Annotated in this window: 15 protein-coding genes and 1 pseudogene; 13 read left to right on the plus strand and 3 right to left on the minus strand. The window is 38.6% G+C overall.

Annotation, left to right across the window (positions count from 1 at the left end):
- Position 1: 1 nt before the first annotated feature.
- Genes panC through yjgA form a run of 4 tightly spaced genes read left to right on the plus strand, consistent with a single transcriptional unit; the run spans position 2 to position 2,529 of the window.
- The gene (gene panC, locus CSB87_RS12775; protein WP_002054580.1) at positions 2–850 is read left to right on the plus strand and encodes a pantoate--beta-alanine ligase; all 849 of its coding nucleotides are present in this window, start codon (positions 2–4) and stop codon (positions 848–850) included.
- A 22-nt stretch (positions 851–872) separates the two neighbouring features.
- A complete protein-coding gene (gene rapZ / locus CSB87_RS12780) occupies positions 873–1,724 on the plus strand; it encodes an RNase adapter RapZ (RefSeq protein WP_002054547.1) in 852 nt (283 codons plus the stop codon).
- Positions 1,721–1,990 (plus strand): HPr family phosphocarrier protein, encoded by a 270-nt coding sequence (locus tag CSB87_RS12785; RefSeq protein ID WP_000567533.1) that lies wholly within the window; start codon positions 1,721–1,723, stop codon positions 1,988–1,990. The genes rapZ and CSB87_RS12785 overlap by 4 nt, the downstream gene beginning before the upstream one ends.
- Positions 1,991–1,992: 2 nt before the next feature.
- Complete coding sequence (gene yjgA / locus CSB87_RS12790; protein ID WP_004883153.1) at positions 1,993–2,529, plus strand: ribosome biogenesis factor YjgA; 537 nt, start codon at positions 1,993–1,995, stop codon at positions 2,527–2,529.
- 58 nt (positions 2,530–2,587) lie between these two features.
- Here yjgA and CSB87_RS12795 read toward each other — a convergent pair whose 3' ends face one another.
- Positions 2,588–4,216: an acyl-CoA synthetase gene (locus CSB87_RS12795; protein WP_004883150.1), complete on the minus strand. Its 1,629-nt coding sequence runs from the start codon at positions 4,214–4,216 to the stop codon at positions 2,588–2,590.
- Between the two features lie 412 nt (positions 4,217–4,628).
- Here CSB87_RS12795 and thrS point away from each other — a divergent pair, with 412 nt between their 5' ends.
- From thrS to CSB87_RS12815, 4 genes are all read left to right on the plus strand, one after another.
- Positions 4,629–6,551 carry a threonine--tRNA ligase gene (thrS, locus tag CSB87_RS12800; protein ID WP_004883147.1) on the plus strand — a complete coding sequence of 641 codons (1,923 nt, stop codon included), beginning with the start codon at positions 4,629–4,631 and terminating at the stop codon, positions 6,549–6,551.
- 5 nt (positions 6,552–6,556) lie between these two features.
- A complete protein-coding gene (gene infC, locus CSB87_RS12805; protein ID WP_079377112.1) occupies positions 6,557–7,108 on the plus strand; it encodes a translation initiation factor IF-3 in 552 nt (183 codons plus the stop codon).
- Between the two features lie 205 nt (positions 7,109–7,313).
- On the plus strand, positions 7,314–7,934 hold the full coding sequence (locus CSB87_RS12810) for a glutathione S-transferase N-terminal domain-containing protein (RefSeq protein WP_004883144.1): 621 nt from the start codon (positions 7,314–7,316) through the stop codon (positions 7,932–7,934).
- Between the two features lie 52 nt (positions 7,935–7,986).
- Positions 7,987–8,415 (plus strand): YqaA family protein, encoded by a 429-nt coding sequence (locus CSB87_RS12815; protein ID WP_004883141.1) that lies wholly within the window; start codon positions 7,987–7,989, stop codon positions 8,413–8,415.
- 40 nt (positions 8,416–8,455) lie between these two features.
- Here the strand turns inward: CSB87_RS12815 and nreB are convergent, their stop codons facing one another.
- On the minus strand, positions 8,456–9,706 hold the full coding sequence (gene nreB / locus CSB87_RS12820; RefSeq protein WP_004883138.1) for a nickel resistance MFS transporter NreB: 1,251 nt from the start codon (positions 9,704–9,706) through the stop codon (positions 8,456–8,458).
- Positions 9,707–9,835: 129 nt separating this feature from the next.
- Here nreB and CSB87_RS20085 point away from each other — a divergent pair.
- From CSB87_RS20085 to CSB87_RS12840, 5 genes and pseudogenes are all read left to right on the plus strand, one after another.
- Positions 9,836–9,943, plus strand: a pseudogene (locus tag CSB87_RS20085) (hypothetical protein); the annotation flags it as partial.
- Positions 9,944–9,954: 11 nt separating this feature from the next.
- Positions 9,955–10,149: a 50S ribosomal protein L35 gene (rpmI, locus tag CSB87_RS12825; RefSeq protein WP_002054552.1), complete on the plus strand. Its 195-nt coding sequence runs from the start codon at positions 9,955–9,957 to the stop codon at positions 10,147–10,149.
- A gap of 11 nt (positions 10,150–10,160) precedes the next feature.
- The gene (rplT, locus tag CSB87_RS12830) at positions 10,161–10,520 is read left to right on the plus strand and encodes a 50S ribosomal protein L20 (RefSeq protein WP_000124858.1); all 360 of its coding nucleotides are present in this window, start codon (positions 10,161–10,163) and stop codon (positions 10,518–10,520) included.
- A gap of 91 nt (positions 10,521–10,611) precedes the next feature.
- Positions 10,612–11,169 (plus strand): NADAR family protein, encoded by a 558-nt coding sequence (locus CSB87_RS12835; RefSeq protein WP_004883136.1) that lies wholly within the window; start codon positions 10,612–10,614, stop codon positions 11,167–11,169.
- A 59-nt stretch (positions 11,170–11,228) separates the two neighbouring features.
- Complete coding sequence (locus CSB87_RS12840; protein WP_004710546.1) at positions 11,229–11,732, plus strand: GNAT family N-acetyltransferase; 504 nt, start codon at positions 11,229–11,231, stop codon at positions 11,730–11,732.
- Positions 11,733–11,738: 6 nt separating this feature from the next.
- Here the strand turns inward: CSB87_RS12840 and CSB87_RS12845 are convergent, their stop codons facing one another.
- Positions 11,739–12,740 carry a hypothetical protein gene (locus tag CSB87_RS12845; protein WP_004883135.1) on the minus strand — a complete coding sequence of 334 codons (1,002 nt, stop codon included), beginning with the start codon at positions 12,738–12,740 and terminating at the stop codon, positions 11,739–11,741.
- Positions 12,741–12,875: the final 135 nt, after the last annotated feature.

The following is a 12,875-nucleotide window of genomic DNA, read 5'->3' on the forward strand; positions in this document are numbered from 1 at the left end:
CATGAAAACAGAAACCACTATACAAGGCTTAGCTGCTTCTTTAAATCCTGCTAGAGCTGCACGTAAAATCATTGGTTTTGTCCCAACTATGGGAAATCTACATGAAGGCCATCTCACCCTTGTTCGTGAAGCGAAAAAGTTATGTGATGTTGTGGTTGTGAGTATCTTCGTAAACCCGACCCAATTTGGTCCGGGTGAAGATTTTGATAACTATCCACGTACTTTAGAGCAGGACAGTCGTCTACTTGCTGATGTTGGTTGTGATATTATTTTTGCGCCTTCAGTTGAGCAAATGTACGGTACACAACCTCGTTTAACTAATATTAGTGTAAGCCAGATTACAGATGACTTATGCGGTAGTTCACGTCCTGGGCACTTTGACGGTGTAGCGCTAGTTGTCACAAAACTCTTTAATATTGTGCAACCGAATTATGCTTTTTTTGGTCAAAAAGATTATCAACAGTTGGCGGTGATTCGCCAGTTTGTACAAGACTTAAATATTCCATTAGAAGTGATTGGCGTACCCATTGTTCGTGCAGCAGATGGTTTAGCACTGAGTTCAAGAAATGGTTATTTGACTCCGGAACAACGTCAGATTGCGCCAGTCATCTATCAAGGACTAAAGCAAGCTGAAGAGCAATTACACCAAGGTAAAGATTTACAACAAGTCTTGGCAGATTTAAAAACGTTGTTGACAGACAATGGTTTTGTTGTGGATTATGTGGAAGCTCGTCAGCCAAACTTGTTGGCTGTGTCTCAATTTGATCGTGATATTGTGTTGTTTGTCGCGGCTAAGTTGGGCGGAACACGTTTAATTGATAATTTACAAGTTGCCTTTACACCTCAATAATACATAAAAGGACAGCCATGCCATGAAGCGTATACTTATCGTGACAGGACAGTCTGGTTCAGGAAAATCTTCAGCTCTTCAAGTATTAGAAGATTTGGGCTATTACTGTATTGATAATTTACCTTTGGCATTGCTGCCTGAAATTGTGGCAAAGCTAGATCATGAAAATAATCTTGAACAGCTGGCTTTAGGTGTAGATGTCCGAAGTACTCGGGCTGATATGCAAGAGTTCGACCATGTTTTTGAGCAATTACAAAAACATGGTACGGTTGATGTGATTTATCTGACGACACAAGATCAGGATTTGATTGCACGATTTAGTGCGTCGCGTCGTCCACATCCGTTGGCAAATCGCTTCAAAAGCCTTTTGCAATGTATTCATGAAGAAAAGCAGTTACTGATTCCAATTCAGTTTCGAGCAACTGTTCATATTGATACCACTGATAAAAGTGTTCATGATTTAAAACATATCTTGCTGTCAAAATTAGGGCAGTCAGATAATCTGATTGTTATATTGCAGTCATTTGGTTATAAACATGGCATTCCTTTAGATGCCGACTATGTTTTTGACGTACGGCATTTACCAAATCCGCATTGGGATTTAGAATTACGCCGCTTTTCTGGTTTAGACGAGCCAGTTAAGCAGTTTTTAGAAGCAAGTCCGCAAGCAAACGAAATGTTTGAGGATATACACCACTTCTTAAGAAAATGGCTGCCGGCATTTGCTGAAGGGCATCGTCATTATATGACGGTTTCAATAGGTTGCACTGGCGGCCAGCATCGTTCAGTTTATATGGTAGATAGACTAAAACAAGCACTTGAGGCAGAATGGTCTGTTCAGGTCTTACACAGAGAAATGAAGCACTGGTCATGATAGACACAACTGTTGATGTAATTAATAAACTCGGTTTACATGCACGTGCATCAGGAAAACTGATAGAGGTCACTACAAAGTTTCGTTCGTCAATTCAGATTGGTAAGGGCGATCATTTAGTAGATGCTAAAAATATTATGTCGTTACTGATGTTAGGTGCAGGAAAAGGGACCACTTTACGTTTGGTCATTGATGGCACTGACGAAGAACAGGCATTAAATGAAGTACAGGCGTTATTCGCCGCAAAATTTTATGAGGCAGATTAATCGTGGCACGTCGTCCCCAGCGTTATACTGAAGAAGATTTTGATTCTTTAGAAGGACGTGCAAGTAAAACCGAACAGAAAAAAGCAGTTCAACGTATGGCTGCTTTAGGTGAGCAGTTAGCACAACTTTCTATCAAACAGATTCAAAAGCTTCCGGTTGATGAGCGTTTAATTGATGCTCTTTTAGAAGTCCAGAATATTAGTTCGTTTGAAGCACGCCGTCGCCAATTTCAACGTGTTGGTAAACTCTTGCGTAATGAAGATGAGACAGTCATTTTATCTTATTTGACTCCTCAACAAGGCGCGAAAAAACAAGCTCAACTTATGCGTTGGGTAGATCGTATGATCGAGCAAGGTGATCCTGCAATTAACGAGTTTAGTAAAATCTATAATGCATCAGAACGTCATACTTTGCGTCAGCATGTGTTAAGGATTAACCGTGATAAGACTCAGCAAGTTGCAGAAGCAGATCTTGAAGCATCTAAAGGTAAGTTTATTAACTACGTGCAACAAGTCGCTTTATTGTCAGATCAAGGTTAATTTCGTTTTAACTAAAAAAGCGACGTTTAACACGTCGCTTTTTTATTTCCTATATTGTTTAAACGCGTTCTTTTGCCCATTCACGCAAAATGAATTTTTGCAATTTGCCTGTTGAGGTTTTTGGAATTTCAGTAATCACTACATCTTTGGGAACTTTAAAACGTGCCAGTTCTTTTTGACAATGTGCAATAATTTCTTCAGGAGTCACTGTAGCACCCGTTTTTAATTCAATAAATGCACATGGTACTTCTTGCCAACGTTCATCAGGTTTTGCCACAACAGCCGCTGTTAAAACCGCAGGATGTTTATATAAAACATCTTCAACTTCTAAAGATGAAATATTCTCTCCACCCGAGATAATAATATCTTTGGAACGGTCAGTAATTTTTGCGTAACCATCTGGATGGCAAACAGCTAAATCTCCAGTATGAAACCAGCCACCAGCGAAAGCTTCTTCGGTTGCCTTTGGATTTTTTAAATATCCTTTCATAACAATATTGCCACGGAACATAATTTCTCCCATGGTTTCACCGTCATTTGGAACTGGTTGCATCGTTTCAGGATCTAGTACTCGCATACTATCTTGAAGTGGATAAGGCACACCCTGACGAGAATGCAGTTGCGCTTGTTCAGTAATTGACAGGTCGCTCCATCCTGCTTGAGAGGCACAAAGGGCAGATGGTCCATAGGTTTCGGTTAATCCATAGACGTGGTTAACATTGATTCCAATATTTCGCATACCTTCAATTACAGCGACAGGTGGAGCAGCACCTGCCACCATAACTTCAACATGATGTTCTATGCTTGGCTGCTTTTCTTTCGGTAGATTAATAATCATGGACAAGACGATTGGAGCGCCACAGAAGTAATCAACTTTATGTTTAGCAATAAGCTGCATCACCAGTTCGGGGTCAACTTTGCGTAAACAAATATTGGTTCCGCCACTTGCTGCAATACTCCACGCAAAGCACCAACCATTACAGTGAAAAAGAGGAAGTGTCCATAAATAAACAGCTCGGGGTTTCATACCGCAAGCTAAAATATTACTAGCTGCATTTAAATAAGCACCTCGGTGGTGATAAACCACTCCCTTAGGATTACCCGTTGTTCCTGATGTGTAATTTAAACTAATTGCATCCCACTCATCTTGCGGTAAATGCCATTCGAAATTAGCATCGCCTTGAGCTATCCATTCTTCATATTCAAACGAACCAAGAAATTGATTTTCACCTTCATATTCTTCATCAGCTACATCAATCACAATGATATGTTGGTTTGGAATGAGTGATAGGGCTTCTCGGGCTAAATTAACAAACTCAGGGTCAACCAGAAGCACTTTCGTCTCAGCATGCTCTAGCATAAAAGCGATGGTTTTAGCATCTAAACGGGTGTTTAGCGTATTAAGAACAGCACCTGCCATAGGTACAGCAAAATGGGCTTCAATCATTGCTGGTACATTTGGCAATAAAACTGAAACGGTATCGTTTTTAGTTATACCTAATTGTTGAAGCTGAGATGCAAATTGACGGCAGCGCTGATAAGTTTCTTTCCATGAAATCTGACGATTACCATGAATGATAGACGCTTGGTCTGGATAGATATAAGCTGCACGTTCTAAATAGCGCAGAGGGGATAACGCAACAAAGTTTGCGGGTGTGCGTGGTAATTCATCGTATGCACTAACCATGTGAAATAACTCCATGTTCTATTTTTTAATTCATTCTTTGAAAATATGACTTAATATTAATCAAAGCATTAATGCTTTAGTCTTAAACAGAAATACCCCTCAGTCAGGAAATGAGCACAAATGCTATTTTCAACATCTTAAAACAGTTCTGATGAATAATTATCCTATTTATGTATTTCTTAAAATTTAGGTAGAGCACTTATTAAAGTCACTTATTGCTGTTTACCGTATAAGCAAAATGTATTTATGATTTTATGAGTACAAAGGTTTTCACTTGGCTTGAACAAGTGTAAAATCTTTCAGGTTTTTTAATTTTGATTTACACCGTTTTTATATTTTGAGGCTTGCCTCGATCATAATCTCGCGGTGAAATGCTCCTTCGTATAGGGCATCACTCCTTAAGGATTTTTTTATGCCAATTATCACATTGCCAAATGGCGATCAAAAGAGTTTTGATCACCCTGTATCTGTTATGGAAGTCGCTCAAAGTATTGGGCCTGGTTTAGCAAAAAATACCGTTGCTGGACGAGTAAATGATCGCTTAGTTGATGCATGTGACTTAATTACCGAAGACTCGACCTTACAAATTATCACTCCAAAAGATGAAGAAGGTCTTGAGATCATTCGCCACTCTTGTGCACACCTTGTAGGGCATGCAGTAAAGCAGCTTTTCCCTGAAGCAAAAATGGTGATTGGTCCAGTCATTGAAGAAGGTTTCTATTACGACATCTGGATGCCACGTCCTTTTACATTAGATGATATGGCAGCAATCGAAGAGCGTATGAAAAAGCTCATCGATCAAGATTACGATGTTGTTAAAAAAATGACTCCACGTGATGAAGTCATTGCTGAATTTACTGCTCGTGGTGAAGAATACAAATTACGCTTGATTGCAGACATGCCTGAAGAAACTCAAATGGGCTTGTACTACCATCAAGACTATTTAGATATGTGTCGTGGTCCTCACGTACCGAATACAAAATTCTTAAAATCATTCAAGCTTACTAAAATCTCTGGTGCTTACTGGCGCGGTGATGCGAAGAATGAACAGCTTCAACGTATTTACGGTACGGCTTGGGCTGATAAAAAACAATTAGCAGCTTACATCAAGCGTATTGAAGAAGCTGAAAAGCGTGACCACCGTAAAATTGGTAAAGCATTAGACTTGTTCCATATGCAAGAAGAAGCACCGGGTATGGTGTTCTGGCATGCAAATGGTTGGACTATTTATCAAGTACTAGAGCAGTACATGCGTAAAGTTCAGCAAGACAATGGTTACCAAGAAATTAAAACTCCGCAAATCGTAGACTTTACGCTTTGGGAGAAATCTGGTCACGCAGCAAACTATGCAGAAAACATGTTTACGACTCATTCAGAAAGTCGTAACTATGCTGTAAAACCAATGAACTGCCCTTGTCACGTTCAAGTGTTTAACCAAGGATTAAAATCTTACCGTGATTTACCAATTCGTTTAGCTGAGTTTGGTTCTTGTCACCGTAATGAACCATCTGGTTCTTTACACGGTATTATGCGTGTTCGTGGCTTTACACAAGATGATGCACATATCTTCTGTACTAAAGAACAGATTGGTAAAGAAGTTGCAGACTTTATTCAACTTACTTTAGACGTTTATAAAGACTTTGGCTTTGAAGAAGTTCAAATGAAGTTGTCTACTCGCCCAGAAAAACGTGTAGGTGATGACGCTCTTTGGGATTTAGCTGAAAAATCTTTAGCAGATGCTTTAGATGCAGCTGGTCTTAAATGGGAATTGCAGCCGGGTGAAGGCGCATTCTATGGTCCAAAGATTGAGTTCTCTTTAAAAGACTGTCTTGGTCGTGTATGGCAATGTGGTACCATTCAATGTGACTTCAACTTGCCAGTTCGTTTAGACGCTTCTTATGTAACTGAAGAAAACGAACGTGATCAGCCTGTAATGTTGCATCGTGCAATTCTTGGTAGTTTTGAGCGTTTTATTGGTATACTAATTGAACACTACGCTGGTTTCATGCCACCTTGGTTGTCACCTGTACAAGCATGTGTCATGAACATTACCGATGCTCAAGCTGAAGTAAGTGAGCAAGTTGTGGCAAAACTCAAGGAAAATGGCCTTCGCGCTATTTCTGACTTGAGAAATGAAAAAATCGGATTTAAGATTCGTGAGCGTACTCTAGAGCGCATTCCTTACCTGTTAGTTCTTGGTGATCGAGAAGTTGAAGAAGGTACAGTGAATGTACGTACTCGCTCAGGAAAAAATTTAGGTACTATGTCAGTGGATGCTTTCATTGACTTAGTGAAATCTGCCGTCGCCGAACGTGGCCGGTATATTGTGGAGTAAGAAAGATTAAACAGCCTGACCGTAACCAACAACAAGGTGCAAAGAGTAACCGTCCAGCAATTAACGATGAGATCCGTGCAAAAGAAGTACGCCTCGTCGCTGCTGATGGTGAGCAAAAAGGAATTGTTTCATTAAATGAAGCACTGCGTGCTGCTGAGGATGCAGATCTTGACCTTGTTGAGATTGTCGCAAACGCTGAGCCGCCTGTTTGTAAAATCATGGATTACAACAAGCACTTGTTTGACCTGAAACAGAAGCAAAAAGATGCCAAGAAAAAACAGCATCAAGTGCAAGTGAAGGAAATCAAACTACGCCCAGCAACTGATGTAGGTGATTATCAAGTTAAGCTTCGTGCTATTTTGAAGTTCCTTGAAGAAGGTAACAAAGTCAAAATCACTTTACGTTTCCGTGGTCGTGAAATGGCTCACCAACAACTTGGTTTAGCTCAATTGCAAAAGATTGAAGCAGACGTAGCTGAGTTTGGTATTGTAGAGCAAGCTCCGAAAATGGAAGGTCGACAAATGGGTATGTTACTTGGACCGAAAAAGAAAAAGTAATACTCAAAAAAAGCACTGCAAACGCAGTGCTTTTTTATGCCCGTCATTTCTTGATTTAATTCCTTTAAAGTGCGATTTAATAACTTTTTAAACCAAAGTTATTCTCAAATTTTATGTATTTTTTGGTGTTGGACATATCATTGTATTAGCCAAAACATGATATAACGCAAGACGCAGTCATGATAACGATGAATAGGAAAATAGAATGATTGATCTATATTATTGGGGAACACCCAATGGCCATAAAATCACAATTGCCTTAGAAGAAATGGGACTGGATTACACCCTTTATCCAATTAATATTTTAGAAAATGATCAATTTCAACCAGATTTCCTGAAAATTTCCCCGAATAATAAAATCCCCGCAATTGTTGATCAGGACGGTCCACGTGGTGAGCCAATTTCAGTATTTGAATCAGGCGCGATCTTACAATATTTAGGTCGAAAAACTGGATTGTTTTATCCAACAGATGAACAAGAGCGGGTTGAAGTGGAACAATGGCTTATGTGGCAAATAGGTGGTTTAGGCCCTATGTTGGGACAAAATCATCACTTTAACCGCTTTGCGCCAGAGAAAATTCCTTATGCAATTGAACGTTATGTGAATGAAACTAAGCGTTTATATGGCGTATTAAACAAACAACTTATAGGGCAAAAATTTGTTGCGGGGGAATACTCAATTGCTGATATGGCAATTTTACCTTGGATTCTGCGCTATGAATGGCAGGGGATTCAATTAGAGGATTATCCTTATGTACAAGAATACATTGTCCGCCTAACAGCACGTCCTGCGGTACAAAAAGCTTTATCAATTAAAGTTATCTAATTTTGCTTGGTAGCACAATGAATAAAGTGAAAGGTAGTTTGGTTTAATTAGAATGCTAAGTTACTTTTTACTTTTTTTGAGTGCTTTTGGGGCTGCTACATTATTACCACTACAATCAGAAGCTGTACTCGCTGCTTTATTATTAAAAAATCAACAGTCCGCTTTTCTTCTTATTTCGATTGCTACTTTTGGAAATGTTCTCGGTTCATGTGTGAACTGGTGGTTAGGTTTAAAAATAGAACAGTTTAAAGATAAAAAATGGTTTCCAGTTTCTGAAAAACGTCTAGAACAAGCTCAACGTTTTTATCATAAGTATGGCTTTTATTCGCTACTTTTAAGTTGGACACCTGTGATTGGTGACCCTATTACTTTGGTTGCTGGCTTATTCAAAGAAAATTTTTGGCGCTTCTTATTTATGGTTCTTATTGCTAAGGCTGGGCGTTATATTTTCATTTATTGGGTAATTACAGACTTTATTTAAAATACAAGCATCCGAAGATGCTTATATTAAAACTATTTATTTAGTCTTCCGAGCTTTTGGTAATGTCGACTTTAAATAGGTCATTGGTTTTTAACCAACAGAACGTGACCACTGCAAGCGTCATACAACCACCAAAAATAGTCGCTGCAATAGTCCCCAAATATTTAGCAGCCAACCCTGATTCAAATGCACCCAGCTCATTACTGGATGACACAAACATGCCATTTACAGCCGCTACCCGACCACGCATATTTTCTGGTGGGAATATTTGCAAAATGGTTTGTCGAACCACAACTGAAATACTGTCACAAGCACCTGTCATGGCCAGTGCAAATAGGGATAACCACATATTATTCGAGAAAGCGAAAAGGATCGTAAATACACCAAATCCGGCAACTGCAAGTAGCATGTTACGCCATGCGTGCTGAGTTGGCGGAAAACGGGTCAAAGCAATCATGGTAATGAGTGCACCAATAGAAGGCGCTGCACGCAAATAACCTAAGCCTTCTGGCCCTACTTTTAAAATATCTTCAGCAAAGATCGGCAGTAAGGCAATCACACCTCCAAATAAAACGGAGGCTAAGTCTAAAGAAATAGCCCAGAGAACGATTTTTGTTTTCCAAATAAAGCGGAAACCATCACCTAAGCTTTCTAATACATTCGCAGTTTCAATTTTAGGAAAGCTTCGTTTTTGCAATAAATTAATAAGAATAAAACAGGTGCTGAGTAGGGCAGCAACACTAAAAAGACTGGTTTCTCTGCCTAAGTAAGCAAGCATAAAACCGCCTAGCATAGGCCCAATAATCACACCACTTTGCCAACCAATAGTTGTCCATGTTGCACCATTGGCATAAAGCTCGCGTGGAATTAAGAATGGTTTCAATGAGGTGGCAGAGGGATTATAAAACCCACGTATCGTACCTAAGCCAAAGATGACTGCGTAAATACCCAAAGAAAGGAAATTTACACTGATATGACCTAAACCATGCAAATGAAACAACAACCACAAAACTAAAGGTAGAGGTACCGAGAAAAATAAACAGATTTTCATAATGACCTGTTTATTAAATTTATCAGCAAAATAGCCCCCCCAAAGCGATAGAGCAATAAATGGAATGGCTTCTGCTAGTCCAATTAAACCTAAAGTTAGAGGATCTTTGGTAATTTGATAAAGTGAATAAGCAACAATAATTTCTTGAATCAAAATTGCTAACGTTAAGCAAAATTGATTAATGGTAACAATAGAGAAATCTCTATAGCGCAGTGCAGCGAATGCATCATGTTTCTGCATTTGAAATATCGTATGTTGATAATTTGAACATATTATAGAGCTAAATAAGGCATAATGTTGAATTTATTAGCAGTGACCAATCTCTAAAAAAACGATATGAATTTTTAATTTGTTAAGACATTCATCTAAAAAAGCACTACGAGTAGTTTTAATTTTAGTCAGCATACTATAAAATACGCGCTTCCTTACCTGCAGGTCGATTTTGCAATGGTGCAATCGCGCCGAACAGGTGCCTAAAAGAGGTTACTATGGCTAAGTTAAAAACTCGCCGTGGTGCAGCTAAACGCTTCAAAGCGACTGCAAACGGTTTTAAGCGTAAACAAGCGTTCAAGCGCCACATCTTGACCAAAAAATCTGCTAAACGTATCCGTCAATTACGCGGCTGTGTAATGGTTCATGTTTCTGACATGAATTCAGTTCGTCGTATGTGCCCATACATCTAAGGAGATTATAAATGGCTCGTGTAAAACGTGGTGTAGTGGCTCATCGTCGTCACAAAAAAATTCTTGCTCGCGCTAAAGGTTACTATGGTGCTCGTTCACGCGTTTACCGCGTAGCGTTCCAAGCGGTAATCAAAGCTGGTCAATACGCTTACCGTGACCGCCGTCAAAAGAAACGTCAATTCCGTGCTCTATGGATTGCGCGTATCAATGCTGGTGCTCGTCAAAACGGTTTGTCTTACAGCCGTATGATCGATGGCTTGAAAAAAGCTCAAGTGATCATCGACCGTCGCGTATTAGCTGACATCGCTATGCATGATGCAGTAGCATTTGCTGCTTTAGCTGAAAAAGCTAAAGGTGCATTAGCTGCATAAGCTTAGAGATTCAAAAAGAGGCCGCTTTTTAGCGGTCTTTTTTATTTTTAATGGTTCTATTTTAAAAAGAGAAAATAATCAGAGATAAATGATGAAAGACGAAAAATTTCTAAATGACTTAATTCAAAAAGTACAGCAAGGTCACCAGTATAAATACTTATATTTTTGGGGACATACTCCTAAACAAGCTGATCTTGTTGATAAATGCTGTTTTAGCCAGTGGTTCCCAGCGCAATTCAAAGTAGAAGGTGTCGAGTACTTTACTGCTGAACACTATATGATGGCGCAAAAAGCAAAATTATTTAATGATGAAGAAATTTTTGCACAGATTTTGCAGGTTAAACATCCGAATGAAGCGAAGCAACTCGGTCGTAAAGTGCGTAACTATGATGAACAAATATGGCAAGAAAATCGTTTTGACATAGTGGTGCAGGCGAATTTTGCTAAATTCTCGCAGTATTCTGAATTGAAAAAATTCTTGTTTGCAACGAAAGACCGTATTTTGGTTGAAGCATCTCCTGTCGATAAAATTTGGGGTATTGGTATGGCACAAGATCATCCAGATATCGAAAATCCATCTCTATGGCAAGGTCTAAATTTGTTGGGGTTTGCTTTAATGCATGTTCGAGAGCGGCTTTTAACTGAATAGGTTGGTGTGAGATCAACCAATGCTTCACTTTAAAAAAGTAGTAAGGTGAGAGGAGCAAATTGAAGTCATTAAATAATTCAGATATTCGTATAGCATCATTTAACGATGCATTATCTATTGCAGAAGTACATGTGCAAGGTTGGAAAGAAACCTATGCCGGTATGGTTAAGCAAGAAATATTAGATGAGCTTAACGTACTAGATAAAGAACAGTTATGGAAAGAGATAAGCAGAAGTCCTGATCATAAGTTATTTATCTATACTGAAAATGGGGTAGTGAAAGGCTTTCTCGATGGCTATTTAAACCCAGAAAGTAATATTGCTGAAATTCTTGCTTTTTATCTTTTAAAAGAAGTTCAAAAACAAGGTATAGGCCGTGAATTATTCCAAAAGTTCTATCAATGCGCTTTAAATCAAGGTTATGCTTTTATTCGTTTAGAAGTCTTTAATAAAAATCCGAGCCGTTTCTTCTATGAAAAAATGGGAGCACAGTTAATTAATGAAGCCGAACTACCAGAGTTCGGCCTCGGAATAACAGAGTTACTTTATCAATGGAAACTTTAATCTTGATTAAAGACCAAAATAATAAGCTAAGGCGCAAATAATTACCGTTAGTACAATAAGCTTAATTACACCTGTTCCTCCAGCTTTATGATGAGGTGCTTTTAAATGAGTTGCGGCTTCATTCGTTGCATCAAAAGGAGAAGGTTTTTCAACTGGTTTTAATTGTGCAGTTTGATAATGATTGGCTGCTTTCACAATGAGCTTTGCAAATAGATCATCAGTTTTGTGGGTAAAGTTTCTTAAGTTAATAATTTGTTCTTGGTCTAGGTCTTTCCCTAAAGGATCATTTGCGCTGCGTTTTTTCTGCTCTAAATATTCGGATAAAGCTTGGGTGCGGTAGAGGAGTTGATGTGCACAATCTGCTGGGTAGTTCTCAGGTATAAGTGCAAGTGTTGGTTGATGATCTACCGAAATTTGATGAGTTGATCCATCAAAATATTTTTTCTGAAATTCGGGTTCTTCAAAACCTGCTGCATACTTACTCCGAAATAACTCGGTTTCCATAAAGTCAGCAATTTCATCCCATTGGGGTGCCTTTAAGTCAGCTTCAACTTTCTTAGATAATTTTTCATTCAATTCAAAACGCCAGAAAGTTTCTAAGCGTAAATCGCTACGCTGATTTAAAGGTGGTTCAAATTCGTTATCGCTACTGTACCACTCTGCAAGCTCATGACCAAAAATCCATGCGATTTTTTTATTGTTTTGGTGGCTTACAATAAAATGAGCATAAGGTAAAAGCTCGACATTACTATTCGGGTTTTGCTCTTCATTTAAAATAGTAGATAGGTGAAGAGATATTTGAGTTGTCCCTTGTTTTTTGAGTGCTTCTAACCAAACTTGGAAATGTTGAGCAAGTAAATGCTGTGAAATTAAGTCACGAAATTGAAAACTATGCTGGTCAAAAATATGATGTTGTCGCCATTGGTTGAAGCTTAAATTCTGGCGAAGGTATTCATTACCGTAGGTCACAAGTGTAAGTTGTTGTTTCCAAATCTGATTGAGCGCCATAATAATTGATCTCATTGACGATGCTATTATTTTATACGTTTTATCTTTTTGTTGCCTAATACATTTTTCATGATGGATAAACTTCATCAATACGGTGAAAAACTGTTAGAATGCAGTGTTTTATTATATTTTTAA

The sequence above is a fragment of the Acinetobacter sp. AR_0276 genome (assembly GCF_003000705.1).
In the GTDB taxonomy this organism is placed as follows: domain Bacteria; phylum Pseudomonadota; class Gammaproteobacteria; order Pseudomonadales; family Moraxellaceae; genus Acinetobacter; species Acinetobacter nosocomialis.